The 17,920-nt window shown below is 69.2% G+C and carries 20 protein-coding genes; 1 reads left to right on the top strand and 19 read right to left on the bottom strand.

The window, feature by feature from the left end; all coding sequences use genetic code 11:
- Positions 1–188: 188 nt before the first annotated feature.
- Positions 189–593 (top strand): Rid family hydrolase, encoded by a 405-nt coding sequence (locus ABD709_RS19615; protein WP_344778634.1) that lies wholly within the window; start codon positions 189–191, stop codon positions 591–593.
- A gap of 25 nt (positions 594–618) precedes the next feature.
- Here the strand turns inward: ABD709_RS19615 and ABD709_RS19610 are convergent, their stop codons facing one another.
- Genes ABD709_RS19610 through ABD709_RS19520 form a run of 19 tightly spaced genes read right to left on the bottom strand, consistent with a single transcriptional unit; the run spans position 619 to position 17,735 of the window.
- Positions 619–1,062 carry a nuclear transport factor 2 family protein gene (locus ABD709_RS19610; protein WP_344778632.1) on the bottom strand — a complete coding sequence of 148 codons (444 nt, stop codon included), beginning with the start codon at positions 1,060–1,062 and terminating at the stop codon, positions 619–621.
- A gap of 5 nt (positions 1,063–1,067) precedes the next feature.
- The gene (locus ABD709_RS19605; RefSeq protein WP_344778630.1) at positions 1,068–1,805 is read right to left on the bottom strand and encodes a glucose 1-dehydrogenase; all 738 of its coding nucleotides are present in this window, start codon (positions 1,803–1,805) and stop codon (positions 1,068–1,070) included.
- Positions 1,805–2,917 (bottom strand): NAD(P)H-dependent amine dehydrogenase family protein, encoded by a 1,113-nt coding sequence (locus ABD709_RS19600; protein WP_344778628.1) that lies wholly within the window; start codon positions 2,915–2,917, stop codon positions 1,805–1,807. Before ABD709_RS19600 ends, ABD709_RS19605 begins: the two co-directional genes overlap by 1 nt.
- Positions 2,914–3,906: a Rieske 2Fe-2S domain-containing protein gene (locus tag ABD709_RS19595; protein ID WP_344778626.1), complete on the bottom strand. Its 993-nt coding sequence runs from the start codon at positions 3,904–3,906 to the stop codon at positions 2,914–2,916. Before ABD709_RS19595 ends, ABD709_RS19600 begins: the two co-directional genes overlap by 4 nt.
- A gap of 9 nt (positions 3,907–3,915) precedes the next feature.
- Positions 3,916–4,671: an SDR family NAD(P)-dependent oxidoreductase gene (locus tag ABD709_RS19590; RefSeq protein ID WP_344778625.1), complete on the bottom strand. Its 756-nt coding sequence runs from the start codon at positions 4,669–4,671 to the stop codon at positions 3,916–3,918.
- Positions 4,672–4,684: 13 nt separating this feature from the next.
- Positions 4,685–5,593 (bottom strand): 3-oxoacyl-ACP reductase, encoded by a 909-nt coding sequence (locus ABD709_RS19585; RefSeq protein ID WP_344778623.1) that lies wholly within the window; start codon positions 5,591–5,593, stop codon positions 4,685–4,687.
- A gap of 2 nt (positions 5,594–5,595) precedes the next feature.
- Positions 5,596–5,796 carry a ferredoxin gene (locus ABD709_RS19580; RefSeq protein WP_344778621.1) on the bottom strand — a complete coding sequence of 67 codons (201 nt, stop codon included), beginning with the start codon at positions 5,794–5,796 and terminating at the stop codon, positions 5,596–5,598.
- A gap of 11 nt (positions 5,797–5,807) precedes the next feature.
- Complete coding sequence (locus ABD709_RS19575) at positions 5,808–6,275, bottom strand: pyridoxamine 5'-phosphate oxidase family protein (protein WP_344778619.1); 468 nt, start codon at positions 6,273–6,275, stop codon at positions 5,808–5,810.
- A 6-nt stretch (positions 6,276–6,281) separates the two neighbouring features.
- Positions 6,282–7,262, bottom strand: a complete 981-nt coding sequence (locus ABD709_RS19570) for an NAD(P)/FAD-dependent oxidoreductase (protein ID WP_344778617.1) — start codon at positions 7,260–7,262, stop codon at positions 6,282–6,284.
- A gap of 50 nt (positions 7,263–7,312) precedes the next feature.
- Entirely contained in the window at positions 7,313–8,125 is an 813-nt protein-coding gene (locus ABD709_RS19565) for a hypothetical protein (RefSeq protein ID WP_344778615.1), read from the bottom strand.
- A gap of 10 nt (positions 8,126–8,135) precedes the next feature.
- The gene (locus ABD709_RS19560; protein ID WP_344778613.1) at positions 8,136–8,828 is read right to left on the bottom strand and encodes a hypothetical protein; all 693 of its coding nucleotides are present in this window, start codon (positions 8,826–8,828) and stop codon (positions 8,136–8,138) included.
- On the bottom strand, positions 8,795–10,066 hold the full coding sequence (locus ABD709_RS19555; protein ID WP_344778611.1) for an MCE family protein: 1,272 nt from the start codon (positions 10,064–10,066) through the stop codon (positions 8,795–8,797). The genes ABD709_RS19560 and ABD709_RS19555 overlap by 34 nt, the downstream gene beginning before the upstream one ends.
- Positions 10,063–11,400 carry an MCE family protein gene (locus ABD709_RS19550; protein ID WP_344778609.1) on the bottom strand — a complete coding sequence of 446 codons (1,338 nt, stop codon included), beginning with the start codon at positions 11,398–11,400 and terminating at the stop codon, positions 10,063–10,065. Before ABD709_RS19550 ends, ABD709_RS19555 begins: the two co-directional genes overlap by 4 nt.
- The gene (locus ABD709_RS19545) at positions 11,397–12,635 is read right to left on the bottom strand and encodes an MCE family protein (RefSeq protein WP_344778607.1); all 1,239 of its coding nucleotides are present in this window, start codon (positions 12,633–12,635) and stop codon (positions 11,397–11,399) included. The genes ABD709_RS19550 and ABD709_RS19545 overlap by 4 nt, the downstream gene beginning before the upstream one ends.
- The gene (locus ABD709_RS19540; protein WP_344778605.1) at positions 12,635–13,621 is read right to left on the bottom strand and encodes an MCE family protein; all 987 of its coding nucleotides are present in this window, start codon (positions 13,619–13,621) and stop codon (positions 12,635–12,637) included. The genes ABD709_RS19545 and ABD709_RS19540 overlap by 1 nt, the downstream gene beginning before the upstream one ends.
- Positions 13,618–14,757 (bottom strand): MCE family protein, encoded by a 1,140-nt coding sequence (locus ABD709_RS19535; protein ID WP_344778603.1) that lies wholly within the window; start codon positions 14,755–14,757, stop codon positions 13,618–13,620. Before ABD709_RS19535 ends, ABD709_RS19540 begins: the two co-directional genes overlap by 4 nt.
- The gene (locus ABD709_RS19530) at positions 14,754–16,091 is read right to left on the bottom strand and encodes an MCE family protein (RefSeq protein WP_344778601.1); all 1,338 of its coding nucleotides are present in this window, start codon (positions 16,089–16,091) and stop codon (positions 14,754–14,756) included. Before ABD709_RS19530 ends, ABD709_RS19535 begins: the two co-directional genes overlap by 4 nt.
- Before the next feature lie 25 nt (positions 16,092–16,116).
- Positions 16,117–16,962, bottom strand: coding sequence for an MlaE family ABC transporter permease (locus ABD709_RS19525; RefSeq protein WP_344778599.1), 846 nt, complete (start codon positions 16,960–16,962; stop codon positions 16,117–16,119).
- The gene (locus ABD709_RS19520; RefSeq protein ID WP_344778597.1) at positions 16,962–17,735 is read right to left on the bottom strand and encodes an MlaE family ABC transporter permease; all 774 of its coding nucleotides are present in this window, start codon (positions 17,733–17,735) and stop codon (positions 16,962–16,964) included. The genes ABD709_RS19525 and ABD709_RS19520 overlap by 1 nt, the downstream gene beginning before the upstream one ends.
- Positions 17,736–17,920 lie beyond the last annotated feature (185 nt).

The following is a 17,920-nucleotide window of genomic DNA, read 5'->3' as shown; positions in this document are numbered from 1 at the left end:
GCCACCACCACACCATCACCCACCACACCCCCTGGACCGTCACCATCGACCCCCACACCCGACGACCCACCTGGACCCCACCACCCACCACCCACGACACCACACGCTGGAGCTACCGACCCGGCGAGCCGCGACCACGGGCCGCTTGATCCCGGCGTCCCTCCCACGGACCCACTACCTTCTCGCCCATGACATCCGCGGTGAGTCTCCTTCGCTCCGGCTCACTGGCCGAGGCGCCCTACGCCTACGCGGCCTCGGTGCCCGGAGGCAGCCGCCTCCTCTTCATGGCGGGTGCGTGTCCGCTCCGCCCGGACGGGTCGACGGCCGGCGCGGGCGACCGTGGCGAACAGGCCCGGGTCTGCCTCGACAATCTCGTGCAGGCTCTCGACGACGCTGGGGCGGAGCTGACCGACGTCGTGAGCACGCGCGTCCTCGTCGTCGCGGAGACGCGCGCCGACCTCGTGGCGGTCTGGGACGTCGTCAGTGAGCGGTTCGGCGCGCACGACGTACCGAGCACCCTCGTCGGCGTGAGCCTCCTCGGCTACCCCGACCAGCTCGTCGAGATCGAGGCGGTGGCTGCGGTCGCCGACTGACGGCCGCGCCATGGGCCGGCGCCGGTCAGATGAGACCGGTGGCGTCGAACATCCAGGAGGTGTCCGCCGAGCCGAGCTTCTCCAGCCAGTCCGCCGGAGCCGCGTTCACGACCGTGCCGAAGTCCCAGTAGTCCTTCCACAGCGCGACCTTGCCATCGCGCACCCGGTGCACGCTCACGAACGGCAGCTCGACCACCTCCCCGGAGCGGAACGTCCAGGTCTCGGAGTGCTCGTAGAGCACCGCATCGCCCTCGGCGACGAGCAGCCCGTCGTGGTTCTCGTAGCCCGCCAGGTCGAGCAGCCCCACCTGCAGCCGCTTGACGATGTCCGCGGGACCGCGCGCGGCGGCGGTCGGTCCGACCGGCATGTCGACATAGATGCAATCGTCCGTGAGGTACGCCGCCAGGCCGTCCCAGTCGCGGTCCGACAGCGTCCGCCACAGACCCAGTACGGCGTCCCGCGCGTCCACGGCGCTCAGCCCTTGACAGGGATCTGGTTGACCGTGCCCCCGTCGACCACGAACTCCGAGCCGGTGGCGAAGCTCGACTCGTCGCTGAGCAGGAACAGCACGAAGGTCGCGACCTCCCCCGGCTTGCCGGGGCGCCCGAGCGGGATCGGGATCAGGTCCTCGGGCATCGCGTCGGTGGCCGGGGTGCTGATCCGGCCGGGGTGCAGGGAGTTCACCCGGATGCCGTGCGGTGCCAGCTCCATGGCGGCCGACTTGGTCAGGCCGCGCAGGCCCCACTTCGAGGCGACGTACCCGTGCGCCCACGGCGTCCCCCGCAGGCCCTCGATCGAGGAGGTGTTCACGATCGACCCGCCGCCGGCCGCGATCATCGCGTCGGCCGCGGCCCGCATCCCGAGGAACGCGCCGGTGAGGTTGATGTCCAGCATCTGCTGCCACTGGGCGAGCTCGGTGCGCTGCAGCTGGTTGACGTTGAAGATCGCGGCGTTGTTGACGAGGGCGTCCAGCCTGCCGAACTCGGCGGTCGCCGTCTCGACCGCGGCGGTCCAGTCGTCCTCGCTCGTGACGTCGAGGTGGACGTACCGCGTCGCGTCACCGATCTCCGCCGCGAGCGCCTTCCCCTCGTCGTCGAGGATGTCGCCGACCACGACCTGCGCGCCCTCGGCGACCAGCAGCCGCACCGTCGCAGCGCCGATGTTGCGGGCTCCGCCGCTGATCAGGGCGACCCTGCCGTCCATGCGTCCCATCAGTTGATCTCACTCTTCTCGTCGCGGCGGTGGCCGAGGGTGGTGGCGAAGACGCCCTTCGCCGTGGTCAGGGGGAGGTCCAGCGGGGTCCTGATGCCGGCGGGCGCGGTGACCACGTCCGGGATGGCGTTGACGACGCGGCCGGCGGCGAGCGCGATCGCGGCGTAGTTGTGGTCGCCCTTCCGGCTGGTCGGGCAGACGTCGACGACATACGACGGCTCGCCTTTGATCTCGACGCGGTAGCTGCCGCCCTCCTGGGCGGCCTGCGGCCAGTCCGGGCGCAGGTCGGGCCGCAGGCGGGTGGTGTGGTCGACGACCAGCACCTCCTTGCCGGCGACGACGCCCGCGATCCGGAACCGGACCGCAGCGACGCCGCCCTTCGGGATCGTGCCGACGGCCACCTCGATCTCCTCCGGGGCGGGCTCCTGCTCGAACCACTCCGTGATCTCGTCCAGCTCGAGGCCGAAGCCCCTGGCGAGCAGCCGCAGACTCACGCCCCAGGCCGAGGCGAGCATGCCGGGCTGGAACAGCATCGGCAGGTCCTCACCGACCGGGCGCCCGAACCCCATCACGTCGAACATCACCGGGGCGCCGTCGTACGTCGCGTAGTCGGCGATCTCGTAGCAGCGCACCTGCTCGACGCTCTGGCAGGTGCTCGCGACGGCGAACGGGAGCACGTCGTTGGCCCAGCCGGGGTCCACGCCGGTGACGAAGAGGCTGACGTCGTGCTCGCGACAGAGCTCCTCGAACGGGTCGATCATCGAGTCCGGGAAGAGCCCCCACGGGTAGAGCAGCGGGACCGGCGACGTCGCGACGACGTTGGCGCCCGAGGCGAGCAGCGTCTTGATGTCGTCGAGCGCCTCGAAGAACCGGGTCTCGGCCAGCGCGCAGTAGACCGCGCAGTCCGGCCGGGCCTCGAGCGCGGCCGCGAGGTCGTCGGTCGCGGTGACGCCGGTGACGACGTCCAGCCCGGCGAGCTCCCCGGCGTCGCGGCCGACCTTGTCCGGGCTCGACACGACGAGGCCGACCAGCTCGAACCTCGGGTCCTCGATCAGCTGGGACAGCGCGATCCGGCCGACGTTGCCGGTCGCGACGTGGACGACGCGGATCATGCCGGCTCCTCGGGGTAGAACTGCTGCGCCCACTTCCGCAGCGCGGTGAAGCCTGGGTACTCGCCCCGCGACAGCGCGGCGGGATCGGCGTACTTCTGGTGCGACCAGATCACCAGGTCGGCCTCGACCTGCTCGATCACGCCACGCGCTTCTTTGCGGGCGAGGGCGAGCGACGACTCCTCGTCGACGTCCGGGCGACGCCGGGTCCACACCGAGAACCGGACGTCGCAGGTGCGGTCGTCGACGGGCGTCACCGCGAGGCAGGTGCGGTTGTCGAGCATGCCCCAGCTCTTCGTGACGGCGAGCCCGATCCCGGCGTTGATCGCGTTCACGCCGCTGTTGACGTCGTCGATGCTGCCGACCGAGTCGTCGAAGCTGATCGTGAAGTCGACGAAGGCGACCGGCTCGTCGAAGTCGTGCCGGGTGAAGATCGGCACGATCGGGACCTTGTGGACGTACTTGAAGTGGGCGAAGTCGACGCCGTTCTCCAGGACGTACTGCGGGTGCAGCTCCTGCCGCTCGTCGAGCAGGTGTGCGCCGGGATAGGCGGGGTGGTAGTCGTCGGCGCTGGCGCCGTCGTCCCAGGCGGCGAAGACGTCCGGCACCTCGAAGTACGGCGACCGCCGCTCGAGGTCGTGCCAGACGTAGATCGCCTCGTTGCGCTCGGCGGTCGGGAACGTCCGGATCTTCTTGCCGATGTTGGGCCGGTCCTCGTAGGGGATGCAGACGTTGCGGCCCTCGGTGCTCCACTGCCAGCCGTGGAACGGGCACTGGATGACCTCGCCGACGACGGTGCCGCCGTAGCCGAGGTGCGCGCCGAGGTGCTCGCAGTAGGCGTCCATCACCGTGACCGTGCCCGATTCGGTCCGCCACGCGACCAGGTCGCGGCCGAAGTAGGACATCCGGTGCACGCCGCCGACCGGCACCTCGGCCGACCAGGCGACCTGGAACCAGCCGGTCGGGACCATCGAGAGCGTCGGCTTGGCCATGGCCGGGTCCTAGGAGCCGAAGGCGTGGGTCGAGGTGACTCCCCCGTCGATGGCGATCTCGGCGCCGTTGATGTACGCCGACTCGTCGGAGGCCAGGAAGACGTAGAGCGGCGCGATGTCCTCCGGGTAGCCGACCCGGCCGAGCGGGATCTTCGACGCACCGAACTCCATCGCCGCGTCGCCGCCGTGCACCCGGGTCATCGGGGTGTCGATCATCCCGGGGTGGACCGAGTTGACCCGGATGCCCTTGGGGCCGAGCTCCATCGCCGCGCACTTGGTCATGCCGCGGATCGCCCACTTCGTGGCGGCGTACGCCGTGCAGGACGGCATCCCGGCGAGACCCTCGACCGACGACGCGTTGATGATCGAGCCGCCGCCGTTCTTGCGCATCGTGCGGGCGACCGCCTGCATGCCGAGGAAGGTGCCGAGCTGGTTGACCCGCCACACCAGCTCGACCTCCTCGGGGGGCATCCGCTCGATGTCCCCGAAGCGGAGGATGCCGGCGTTGTTGGCGAGCACGTTGACCGGACCGAAGCGCGTGTTCACGTCCTCGACCAGCGCCTCCCACGAGGCCGCGTCGCTGACGTCGTGGTGCACGAAGTGCGCGTCGTCGCCGAGCTCGTCGGCCAGCGCCTGGCCCGGCTCCTTGGCGACGTCGGCCACGGCGACCTTCGCGCCCTCGGCGACGAACTGGCGGGCGATCTCGGCGCCCTGCCCGTTCGCGCCGCCGGTGACGATCGCGATCTTGTTGTCGAGTCGGCCCATGTCGGTTCTCCTGTCAGACCGTGAGCTGCATGATCGAGTCCGCGGCGAAGCCGACGGACGGGTCGCGGTCGGCGAAGAACCCACCGAGCTGCTTGTCGAGGTCGTCGGGGCTCCAGAGGTCGCCCGAGGCGTCGAACCGCTGCTCGACGACGGGTGCGGCGACGACGGCGACCATGCCGCCGTACACCACGAACACCTGGCCGGTGATCCGCTCCGCCGCGGGTGACGCCAGGTAGGCGACGAGCGGCGCGACGTGGTCGGGCGAGTAGGGGTCGACGGCAGAGCCGGACGTGTCCTCGCCGAAGACCTGGGCCGTCATCGCGGTCCGGGCACGCGGGCAGATCGCGTTGGCGCGGACGCCGACCTTGCCGAGGCCGCGCGCGGTCGAGAGCGTCAGCGCGGCGATGCCCGCCTTCGCCGCCGCGTAGTTCGGCTGAGCGGGCGATCCGCCGAGGAAGGCCTCGGACGCGGTGTTGATGACGCTCGCGTGCACCGGCTCGCCGGTCTCCTTGAATTTCGCGCGCCAGTAGGAGGCGGCGTTGCGGGAGAGCAGGAAGTGCCCGCGCAGGTGTACGGCGATGACCGCGTCGAACTCCTCGTCGGACATGTTGAAGAGCATCCGGTCGCGGGTCATGCCCGCGTTGTTGACGACGACGTCGAGCCCGCCGAACCCGTCGACGGCTGCGGCGACCATCGCGTCCGCGGTCTCGCGCCTGCTCACGTCGCCCGCGACGACGGTGACCTCGCCGCCGCGGGACCGGATCTCCTCGGCAGCGTCGTCGCCCGCACCGGGCAGGTCGTTGAGCACGATCCGTGCGCCCGCGTCGGCGAGCGCGAGCGCCTCGGCGCGGCCGAGACCCGCTCCGGCGCCGGTGACGATCGCGACCTTGCCCTCCAGCGACAGCGTCGACGTGGTTCCCACGCTCACTCCTCGACCAGCGAGATCGCGGCACGCGGGCAGGCGGCGACCGCCTGCTCCACGCGCTGGCGGTTCTCGTCGGTGACCTCGTCGCTGTTCAGCTGCAGGAAGTCGTCGTCGTCCAGCTCGAAGATGTCCGGAGCGAGTGCCTCGCACATCGCGTTGGACTCGCACAGGTCGAAGTCGACCTTGATCTTCGTGGTCATGGCAGTTCCTTTCAGACGAGCTTGCTGTGGTCCCAGGTGGCGACGTGGTCGGGGTGCACGACGACCGCCACCCGTTTCGTGGCCTGCTTCTCGACCGTCTCGCGGCCGAAGTCGCCGAGCGCCTCGAACGACTCGGCGCCGACCATCCGGGTCGCGACCTCGGAGCCGATCGAGAAGATCCCGTCGTAGTCACGCACGATCTCCGCGCGCCCGGTGATCGAGATCCCGCGCAGCTCGAAGTAGTCGGTGCCGTCCTCGACCAGCGCGCTGACCCGCGGGTCGCGCTCGAGGTTGCGGATCTTCTGGCTCTTGGCGTAGGTCCAGAACGCGATCTTCCCGTCGCGGAGGATGTAGAAGAGCGTGGACAGGTGCGGCGTGCCGTCGTGGCCGTTGCAGGCCACCTGCACCTTGAGGTTCGCGTCGAGCATCGCCGCGACCTCCTCGTCGCTCATCCGCACCACGTCGCGGTTTCCTGCCATGGCTGATCAACCTTCCGAGGAGTGGCCGGGGAAAACGTGCGCGCTCGGGTCGATGACGACCGCGGCGTTGTTGACGGCGGTGGCCGCCTCGCCGAAACCGGTGGCGATCAGCCGCACCTTGCCGTCGTACTCGGTGATGTCGCCGGCGGCGAAGACCCGCTCGAGGTTCGTGCGCATCGCCGCGTCGACGACGAGGTGGCGCTTCCGGGTCTCGATCCCCCACTCCTGGAGCGGGCCGAGGTCGGCGACGAAGCCGAGCGCGGCGATCACCGCCTGGGCGGGCCGGACGACCTGCTCGCCGTCGACGTCGATCTCGACCTTCTCCAGGGGGCCGTCCGGGCCGTCGCCGCCGAGCAGCGCGGTGACCTGGGCCTTGGTCAGGATCTCGACGCTGGAGGCGCGGACCTGCTCGACCGTGCGGGCGTGCGCGCGGAACGCGTCCCGCCGGTGCACGAGGGTCACCGACCGCGCGATCGGCTCGAGGTTGATCGCCCAGTCGAACGCGCTGTCGCCGCCGCCGACGATGACGACGTCGCGGTCGGCGTACGGGTCGAAGCCCGGGACGAAGAACTCCATCCCGCGTCCGAGCCAGCCCTCGCCGGCGGGCAGCGGCCGCGGGGAGAACTTGCCGATCCCGGCGGTCACGATCATCGCCTTGGCCTCGACGACCGAGCCGTCGTCGAGCGTCAGCGTGACGCCGCCGTCCGGACCCGGCCGGTGGTCGAGGCTGGTGGCGGTGCGCTCGAGGAGGTACGTCGCCCCGGCGCTCGACGCCTGCTGGACCAGGCCGTCGACCAGGTCGCGGCCCTTGACGTTCGGGAACCCGGCGACGTCGAAGATCGGCTTCTCCGGGTACATCGCGGTGACCTGCCCGCCGAGCTCGGGCAACGAGTCCACCACCGCCACGCTCAGGCCGCGGAAGCCGGCGTAGTAGGTGGCGTACAGCCCGGTCGGGCCGGCGCCGACGATCACCAGGTCGCACTCCACGACCTGAACTGTAACGTGTTCTAGTTCCGGTCGCGTCATGACTCCCCTGGTTACTTGGTGTCCAACCCGTCCACGAGCCACCCCTTGTTGGTGTGCACCATCGTGAGCAGCGCGCGGTACTGGGTGTACACGGTCTTCGCGGCCTTGCCGTCGCCGCGGGTGACGTACTCGTTGAGGAAGACCAGCGCCTGCACCTCGGTGTCGTTCGCCCGCACCACACCCTGGCCGACGACCCGGGCCTGCACGTCGGTCTTCTTCCGGATGAACTCCGCCCGGACGTCGTCGGTGGTCGACTTGAAGTCCTTGGCGTAGTCCGGCGTCATCAGCTTGAGAGCCGCGTCGACGTCGTCGTCGTAGGTCTTGTAGTTGCGGCCGACGATCTTCTGGGCAGCGGTCGCCGCCTCGTCGACGGCCTCCTGGACCGCGACCGAGGAGGCGACGACCGGGCGGTCGGAGGGTACGGCGATCGTGCCCGCGGCAGGCGTGTCGGCAACCGGGTTGTCGTGCACCGAGTGCACCACGAACCAGGCGGCCTCGAGCACCAGCACGACGGCCACGACGCTCACGGCGATGGTCAGCAGCCGGGTCGCGCCCGGCCGGCCGAGGACCGCCAGCCGCTCCGGAGCGGGCTCGGTGGCGACCGGAGCCGGCGGTGGCGCGGGCTCGGGCTCGGGCTCGGGTGCGGCCTCGACCTCGACCTCGAGAGGAGCGGGTTCGGTCTCGACGTCGACGGACTCGGGGGCGTCCCCGGCGTCGGCGGTGTCGTCGGAGGGCTGGGAGGGCGTCGCCTGGCCCGCCAGCCGGCGCGGCCGCGAGGTGCCGCCGCGGGAGCTCGCGGGGCGGCGTGGCTTGGAGGTCGTCACGCTGCTCCCCTCACTGGACGAACTGCAGGTCGCGGGTCAACCACTTGCCGTCCTGCTCGACGAGGTCGAGCTGCAGCCGGTAGGTCCTGGAGACAGGCTCGAAGTGGGTGATCTTGTTGGCGACCGTACCGGTCGTCGCGACCAGCACCGTGGCCGAGTCGGGGTCGGAGTCGACGAGTCCGGCCCAGACCACCTTGCTCGTCTGCACCGCCTTGGCGCGGCGGGCGGCCGTGGCGAAGCCGTCCTCGGACTTCTCGTACTGCTTGAGGAACAGACCGGTGGCCAGCGAGCGGACCTGCTTCACCGAGGCCGCGATGTCGTCGTGGCTGATGTTGAGGAACGCGTTGGCCATCTCGGTCGCCGACTCCAGGATCGCCGCGGTGCGCGTCTGCTCGTCGTCGTCGGCCAGGCTCACCGCCGAGATCTGGGCGCTGCCGACGTACTCGCCGGCGCGGGAGCCGCCGATCTCGGACCGGCGGTCCAGCAGCACGTTGGTGGTGTTGTGCCACCAGCTGCCGGCGACGTCACCACCGTCGTCCTTGTACTTCTTCCCGATGGCCAGTCCGCCCAGCAGCGCTGCCACCAGCCCGAGCACGACCACGCAGCACAGGGCGACGTTCAGCCGTAGGTTGCTCCGCTCCTGGTCCTGCTCGACGTCCTGGCCGTCCGTCACCGACCCGTCACCGGGCCCACCAGCAACCACTTCCACGCATCCTCTCCCAGCACCGACATGTCACCCGGCTGGCGCAGCTCCACGGGGTTGCCGTGGGTGTCGACCAGCCCCCTCACCCGACCCGTCAGGGGATCGTAGGAACGTGAGAATACGCGCGGCGGGGACGCGTTGGGGCCCGCGTCGCCGGGGATGCCGTTGGCGCCGCGCATCTCGTAGGGCGGGGGCGACTCGCACTTCGCGTGGTAGTACGGCGCGTCGGTGAGGTCCTGGGTCGAGCGCCACTGGTCCTTGGGCAGGTAGCCCTCGGTGCAGGGCGGCACGCTGTAGTCCATCTGGATGTTGACCTTGCCCCAGCCGTCCTTGGTGAGCCCGAGCGGTCCGTTGTAGATCATCGGCGGGTAGGCGACGAGGAGCTGCTCGATGCCGGCGAGGTGGGTCTGGATCACCTGGCCGGTCGTCGTCAGGTCGCTGAGCAGGATCGGGATGGTCGGCTCGAGGTCCTGCAGCAGGCCGCGCACCTCGTTGGCTGCGGGCCCCGTGCGCTCGAGGACGGTGCGCAGGTTCCCGTCGCTGTCGCGCAGCGCGGTGGTGAGCGTGTTCAGGTCGTTGGCGAAGCTCCGGATGTTCTCCTTCTGCCCCTGCTGGGTCCGGAGGACGGTGAGCCCGTTGTTCAGCAGGGCGATCGTCTGGTCGGTGTGGGCCGACGCCACGTCGAGGAACTGCGAGCCGCTGTCGATCAGCGTCTGCAGGTCGTGCCCGGTGTCGTTGAACATCAGGCCGAGCTCGTGCACGACGACCTTCAGGTCGTTCTTGTTGACCGACCCGACCATCCGGTTGAGGCTGACCAGCAGGGCGCCCTCGTCGACCGGCAACGAGTCCTTGTCGCCGTGGAACGCGGTGCCGTCGACGGCGTAGGGACCCTTGTCGTCCGGGGGCTCGAAGTCGAGGTACTGCTCCCCCACCGCCGACAGGTTGTGCACGAACATCGTCGAGTCGGTCGGCAGCTGGGTGCCCTTCTGGAGCGAGAGCTCCAGCTTGACGCCGTCGTCGATCGCGTTCATCTTCGCGACCTTGCCGATCTTGACGCCCCGGTAGGTGACCTCGCTGCCCTCGTAGAGGCCGCCGGACCCCGGCAGGGTCGCGGTGACCTCGATGTTGCTCCCGCTGAGCTTCGCGAAGAAGCCGAGGTAGTTCGCGGTGACGTACATGATGCCGACGGCGCTCAGCACGACGAACGCCGCCAGGCGGATCCGGACCGCGCGACTCATGCCGTGCCTCCCAGCAGCTCGTCCGGATCCGAGGGTGACGTCGGGTAGGACGACTTGTCACCCGTCAGGCCTCCGGCCAGGCCGCCGAGCAGACCGTCGAGGGTGCCTCCGAGCGGTCCGTGGTTGAGCAGGTCGCCCAGGTCGGGCACCGCGTTGACGATCTGGCAGACCGGGTTGTCCTTGTAGCGGTCGGTCTTGCAGGTCTTCCGCATGTTCTTGAGCAGGTCGAGGGAGCCGAGCACCTTCTTGCACGCCTTGCTGGTGAGCGATCCGCTGGCCAGGCACTTCGGCACCGCGCCGATCAGGCCACCCAGGTCGCCGAGGTCGATCTCGGGGATGCCGAGCGACTTGAAGAGGTACTCGAGGTTGATGTCCATCTCGGCGATGGTGTCGGCGTAGTCGCCCTGCACGATCGCGTTGGCCGACTTGGGGAACGGGAAGCTGACCAGGAAGTTGAGGCCGGGGCCGAGCTGCTGACCGGCGCCGGTGAGACCGTTCAGGATCGGCGCCAGGTGCTTCAGCATCCCCAGCACGTCCTCCTTGCTGGCGTTGATCACCCGGGTGCCGACCCGGCCGAGCCGGTCCAGCGAGCCGAGCATGCCGATCAGCTGGTCGTGCTGGTCGGCGAGCACCTTGATCGCCGGGCCGGTCGCGTCGAGCGCGTCGCCGATCGTGTCCTTCTCGTTGTTCAGCGTCTTTGCGAGGTCGTTGAGCGAGTCGAGCGCGTTGATGATGTCGACCTTCTGGTCGTCCAGGGTCCCGACGACGCCGTCGAGGGAGCTCATGAGGGAGCGCAGCTGGTCCTGGCGGCCGTCCATCACCTCGTTCGCCTCGTGGGTGATCGTGGCCAGCTGGCCGACGCCACCGCCGCTGAGCAGGAAGGAGAGAGCCCCCAGGACCTCCTCGACCTCCGGGTTGCGGCCGGTGACCGAGAGGGGGATGTTGTCGCCGTCGCCGAGGCGGTCGGACGACGCGGGCTCGGAGACCGGCGGCTCCAGGGCGACGTACTTCTCGCCGAGGAGGGACACCTGCTTGATCTCGGCGATCGCGTTGTCCGGCAGGTCGACGTCGTTCTTGACCCGCATCGAGATCTTCGCGTGCCAGCCGACCCGCTCGACGCTGGTCACCTCACCGACGACGACGTCGTCGACCATCACCGGCGACCGCGGCACCACGTTGAGGATGTCGTGGAACTCGGCGGTCACCTGGTAGCTGTCGTCCGCGCTGACCGGGTGGCCCGGCAGCGGCAGGTCGTAGGCGCCGTTGAAGTCGCAGGCGCCGAGGAGCACGACGCACCCGACGGCAGCGGCGATGCTGCGCACGAAGCGGCTCACGGCGTCCCTCCCAGCATCGAGGTCAGGGACGGGTCGTCGACGGTCGAGTAGGTCACGTCGGCGCCCGACTCGGGGAGCGTGAAGCCGTTGCGGGTGTCCTTGACCTGGCCCTTCGGGAGGTACTGGTCGTACTCCGGCGGGATGTTGGGCAGCTTGTCGAGGATCGGTCGCAGGATGCGCTTGATCAGGTTGCACGCGGCGTTCTTGAGGGCGAGCGGCATCCCCGGCTTCTGCATGATGACCGAGCAGATGATCCCGTCGAGGCCCCAGATGTTGCCGGCGATGTCGACCCGGGAGTTCTGCGTGTGCGTGGTCGGGTCCTGCCCGAGCGCGAGGTTGCCGAGGGCCACCGGCGCGATCCGCAGCGCGGTGTCGAGGTTGCCGGACTCGGAGCTGATCGTGGTCATCACCGTGGTGAGCTGCTTGATGTTGTGGGCCAGCGCGTCCCGGTTGTCGTGCACGAAGCTCTGCACGCTGCCGACGGCGCGAGCGACCGAGGCGACGGCGCCCTTCAGGTCGCTGCTCTCGGCGGCGAGCATCCGGGACACACCCGCGAGGTCCTTCATGAACGCGCGGACCAGCTTGTCGTTGCCGGCCAGGGTCTCGGTGAACGACGCCAGCTGGGTGACCGTGTCGAACAGCGGCCCCGCGCCCTCGCCGAACGTCTGCGCGGCCTGGGAGAGCTGCTGGATCATCTCGTTGCCGGCGGTGCCCTGGCCCTCCAGCGCCTTGCGGCCGGCCTGGAGCACGTGGTTGAGGGTGCCGTCCTTGTTGATGCCGTTGGGGCCGAGCGCCTGGGTCAGCGACAGCAGGCTGCTGTAGATCCGGTCCAGCTCCACCGGCACGCCGGTCTCGGGGAGCGCGATGTCGGCACCGTCGGCCATCACGGCGCCGTCGGTGTAGACGGGTGTCAGCTGGACGTAGCGGTCCGCGACGAGCGTCGGCGTGACGATCACCGCCTTGGCGTCCTTGGGGACCTTGTAGTCCGCGTCGTACTCCATCTCGACGCGGACCGAGTTGCCCTCGGGCTCCACAGCGGTGACCTGGCCGACGGTGACGCCCAGGATCCGCACGTCCGTGCCCTTGTAGACCGCCACCGCGCGCGGGAAGTGGGCGGTCACCGTCATCATCTTCTGCGGCGAGCGGAGGATGTTGACCCCGACGCCGACGACGAGCAGCACGAGGATCACGATCACGACGCGTCGGTCGATCCGGCTCCACAGGGTCTTCGCCATCAGTTCCAGCTCCCGAAGCCAGGGACGAACTCTCCGGTGGGGAGCGCCGCGAGGTTGGAGGCGTAGGCGTCGAACCAGGGGCCCGTCCCGACGATGTTGCTGAGGATCGAGACGTAGGGGCCGAGCTGGTGCAGCGTGTCCTTGAGCTGGTCCTTGCGCTCGACCAGCATGGTGAGCAGGCTGTCGACCTGGTCGAGTGCCGGGCCGATCTCCTTCTCGTTGTCCGTTGCGACGCCGCGCAGCTCGATCGCGAGCTGACGGGCGTTGACGAGCAGGTCGTGCACGGCCTGCTTGCGCTTCTGCAGCTCCTGGAAGACGAGGTCGCTGTGGTGCATCAGGTCGACGATGTCGTCCTTCCTCGCGTCGAGGACGTTGGTCACCTGCCGCGAGCTCTGCAGCAGCTGCTGGATCTCCTCGTCGCGCGAGGCCACCGTGCGGGACAGCCGGGCGATGCCGTCGAAGGAGGCCCTGACCTCGGGCGCGGCGGAGTCCAGCGTGCCGGCGACCGTGCTGAGCGCCTGGGAGAGCTGGTGGGTGTTGATCTTGTCGGTCGTCTGGGTGAGGTCGCTGAAGACGCCGACGATGTCGTAGGCCGACTCGGTGTGGTCGAGCGGGATCGTGCCGCCGCTGTCGAGCTGGCCGTCCCCGACAGGCACCACGTCGACGTACTTCTCGCCGAGCAGGTTCAGCACCTCGATCGAGGCCTTGCTGTCCGGCCCGAAGTCGACGTCACCGTCCACCTCGAACTTCACGACCACCTTGGGCCCGTCGAGGGAGACCTTCGTGACCCGGCCGACCTGGATGCCGCCGACCTGGATGATGTCGCCGCTGTGCAGGCCGCTGGCGTCGCTGAACTCGGCGTAGTAGGTGGTCCCCCGGAAGCCCGGGAACTTGGACAGGTTGAACGTGGCGGCGGAGACCACCGCGAGCACCACGAGGGTGATCGCTCCCAGGCGCAGGATCCGCGCGTCGCCGGCCTTCCTCATTTGTCCTGACACCTCGGCGCGGTGGAGTGGAAGTTGAAGTTCTCGATGGCGTCGGAGATCTGGTTGAGGAGCGGCAGGTCCAGTCCCGAGATGATGGGGAGCTTGATCCGCGCGTTCACGGCGCAGATGTAGTACTGGTACCAGGAGCCGTAGGTGCCCGTACGGGTCTGGTCGCTCATGACCTCGGGCATCCGCTTCAACAGGTCCTCGACCGCGGCGCGCTGCTTCGGCTCGTTCAGCAGCTGTGCCAGGTCGTGCAGCGCGGTGATGTCGCTCTTCAGCAGCGGGCGGCCGCGGTGCAGCAGGTCGGCCACCGTGACGGTGAGGTCGGAGATGTGGCCGAGCGAGTCACCGATCGTCTCCCTGTCCCGGGCCAGGTCCTGCATCCAGTTCTTGAGCTGGACCACCAGGCTGGTCAGCTGCTCGTGGTGCTGGTCGACGGTCTTGAGCGTCTCACCGAGGTTGTCGACGACTTCTCCGATCAGCTTGTCGCGGTCGGCGAGCGAGGTCGTGAGCGACGCGGTGTGCTCGAGCAGGCTCTGCACCGTGCCGCCCTCGCCCTGCAGCACCTGGACCAGGTTCATGCTGAGGTCGTTGACCTGGTCGGGCGTCAGGGCCTGGAACAGCGGCTTGAACCCGTCGAAGAGGACGGTCAGGTCGAGCGCCGGCTTGGTGTTGCTGACGTCGATCGTCCCGTCGTCGTCCAGCGGCTTGGCGTCCGCCCCGGGGTTCCCCTCCTCGAGCGACATGTAGCGGTCGCCGACGAGGTTGAGGTAGCGGATCTCCGCGGTCGACGCGTCGGTCAGCTGCACGTCCGAGTCGACCTTGAAGGTCACCTCGGCCATCGTCCGCTCGTAGTGGTCGACCGACTTGACCTCGCCGACGGTCACCCCCGCGATCCGCACGTCGTCGCCGGACTGGAGCATGCTCGCGTTGGTGAAGATCGCGTGGTACTCGTGCTCGGAGCCGAGGCCGATGTTGCCCATGATGACCGTCAGCAGGCCGGTCACCATCACCGAGACCGCGGTGAAGATGCCGAGCTTGATCGCCGCGGCCGTGGTGACCTTGTTGCGCCGGTGGCGCAGCTTCGCGGTGTGGTCCTCGGGCCCGCCCACGTGATCGTTCCAGTCGTTCACCCGTCGGCCCTCTTCCCCTGCCGGACGACCGGTCCGTAGAGCAGCGACCCGAGGGCGCCGTAGGAGTCCGCGGTGTGGCCGCTCCGCGAGGCCAGGAGCGCGTTGACGACCTCCTTGTCGCCGTCGGTGCCGGCCGGCCCGCTGGTGAGGTTGAAGTTGAGGTCGTTGGGGTCGAAGGAGCCGAAGCCGGGCAGCGGGCTGGTCGGACGGTGCTCGTCGATGTCGGTGCCCTGGTTGAGGTGGAACGGGATCCCGTCGCTGTCGGGGTCGGCGAGCTTGGGCAGGCCGAGGCACCAGGGGCCGTGGCCGACGTCGCCGTAGACCGGCTTGTCCTGCTCGCCGTAGACGCGGTACTGCGGCGTGCCGATGACGATGAACTGCTTGACGACGTGGCCGGCGAACGTCTTCGACAGCATCGGCCGGTAGTTGTCGCCGCCGCGGATCAGGCAGGGGAACTCCGGCGAGTACTCGTCGAGCAGCGCGAGCACGGGGTCGGTCACCTGGCCGACGCGGATCAGGTCCTGGGCGTTGTCGTGCAGGATCCGGGTCGTCACGTCGGAGAGACCGGTGAGATCGGAGAAGAACGCGTGCAGGTCCGCTGCCTTCTCGGTGATCGTCTTGCTCGTGACCGTCACGTTGTCGAGGACGTCGAGCAGGTCCGGCGCCGCGTCGTCGTAGGCGCTGGAGACGTCGGACAGGGCGACGAGGTCCTTGCGCAGCGTCGGGAGGTGCGCGCTGATGGCGTTGACGTAGCCGCCGAGCTCGTCGAGGGTCTGACCGATCCGGTTGCCGCGGCCGTCGAGCGCGGTCGCGAGAGCGTTGAGCGTGGCGTTGAGGTCGGCCGGGCGGACCGAGCGCAGCAGCGGGAACAGCTGCGCGAGCACCCGGCTCAGCTCGACGTTCGTCTTCACCCGGTCGGCGGGGATGACGTCGCCGTCCGCGAGGCTGTGGGAGGACGGGTCGTCCGGCCGGACGAGCGCGACGAACTTCTGGCCGAACAGCGTCGTCGGCAGGATCTGCACCGAGACGTTCTCGGGGATCTGCTCGGCCGCGTCCGGGTCGAGGGCGATGTGGATCTCCGCCTGCTCGCCGTCCTGGGTGATGCCGCGGACCTGGCCGACGAGCACGCCGTTGATCCGGACGTCGCCGAACTTCGCGAGCTGCAGCCCGGCCCGCTGCGCCTTGATCGTGATGTCGGTGGTGCGGTCGAAGTCCTTGTTGTAGATCGCGATCGACAGGTAGATCAGCAGCGCGAGGGTGGTCAGGAACGCCACGCCCGCCACGAGCAGCCTGTTGTGCTCGCGGGTGCTGTCGTGGTGGATGTTCACCAGCACGGCGCGCTCACCTCCCGCGCCCGCGTCATCCCGTGATCCTCACGGTGGTGGTCGAGCCCCAGATCGCGAAGCTGAGGAAGAAGTCGGCCACCACGATCGTGACGATGCTGGTCCGGATCGCCTGGCCCACCGCGCGGCCGACCCCGGCCGGACCGCCGGATGCTGTGAAGCCGTAGTAGCAGTGGATGAGGATCACGGCGACCGCGAGGAACAGCAGCTTGAAGAACGACCAGAGCATGTCGACGGGCGGCAGGAACTCGAGGAAGTAGTGGTCGTAGGTGCCCGGCGACTGGTGGTAGATCATCGTGACGATCAGCCGCGGCGAGAGGTAGGACGCGAACAGCGCCACGATGTAGAGCGGGATCACCGCCAGGAACGCCGCGATCATGCGCGTCGTCACGAGGAACGGGAGCGACGGGATGCCCATCACCTCGAGGGCGTCGATCTCCTCCGAGATCCGCATCGCACCCAGCCGAGCGGTGTAGCCGCAGCCGACGGTGGCAGCCATCGCGATCGCGGAGACCAGCGGTGCGACCTCGCGGGTGTTGAAGTAGGCGGAGATGAACGCGCTGAACTTCGCGACGCCGATCTGGCTGAGCGAGGCGTAGCCCTGGATGCCGACCTCGGTGCCGGCGAAGAACGCCATGAACGCGATCACGCCGACCGAGCCCGCGATCATGCTCAGCCCGCCGGCGCCGAAGGCGACCTCGGCGAGCGTGTTCCAGATCTCGCGCGGGTAGCGACGCATGGCGCGAGGGGCCCACCCGAGCGCCTTCGCGTAGAAGAGCAGCTGGTCGCCGTACTGCTCCATCCGGTCGCGCGCGCCCCGGACGAGGTCGCCCGCCGTCTCGGTCACCACGTTGGTCGCCATCAGAGGCCCTGCGGAGGGGAGACTTGGAAGTAGATCGCCGTGATGACCGCGTTCAGGAAGAACAGCAGCATGAACGCGATGATCACCGACTCGTTCACCGCGCGGCCCACGCCGCTCGGTCCACCGCCCGCGTTGAGACCCTTGTAGGCGCCGACGATGGCCGCGAGCCAGCCGAAGAGGGCGGCCTTGATCATCGCGATGTAGAGGTCGGGCAGCGAGGCCAGGGCCGTGAAGTTCGCCAGGAACGCTCCCGCGGACCCGCCCTGCACGATCACGGTGAAGAAGTAGCCGCCGCCGATGCCGGTCGCGATCACGATCCCGTTGATCATGACCGAGACGAAGATCGTCGCGACCACGCGCGGGGCGACCAGGCGCTCGAGCGGGTCGATGCCGAGCACCTCCATCGCGTCGATCTCCTCGCGGATCTTGCGGGCGCCGAGGTCCGAGCAGATCGCCGAGCCTGCGGCTCCGGCGATGATCATCGCGGCCGCGATCGGCGCTGCCTCGCGGACGGTCGCGAGCACCGCGGTCGCGCCCGCGAAGGACTGCGCGCCGAGCTGGCCGGTGAGGCTGCCCACCTGGAGGGAGATGACGGCGCCGAACGGTATGGAGACCAGGATCGTGGGCAACAAGGTGACGCTGGTGATGAACCAGGCCTGCTCGAGGAACTCACGCATCTGGAACGGCTTGGTGAAGATCCGCTTGGTCACCTCGACGACCATCAGGGCGATCTCGCCGGGTCCCCGGATGACCGACGTGGCGCTGAAGGCCATGGCGGATCATCTCCCCGTGTGGTCGTCGGTCGCAGCGTGACGCGTCATAGTAGAACGTGTTCTCATTTTGGCAAACGAGGCACGCTGTGACGGGTTACACATTTTGCTTCTGACTCGCTAACGACCCCCGGTCAGCGACGGTCACGCTACGCGAGACATGAAGTCGCGCGCGGGATGTTCCAGGA

It is taken from the genome of Nocardioides panacisoli, from assembly GCF_039537325.1.
Classification (GTDB): Bacteria; Actinomycetota; Actinomycetes; order Propionibacteriales; family Nocardioidaceae; genus Nocardioides; species Nocardioides panacisoli.
The sequence above is the reverse complement of the archived record's forward strand: the minus strand, read 5'-3'. Positions and strand labels throughout refer to the sequence as shown.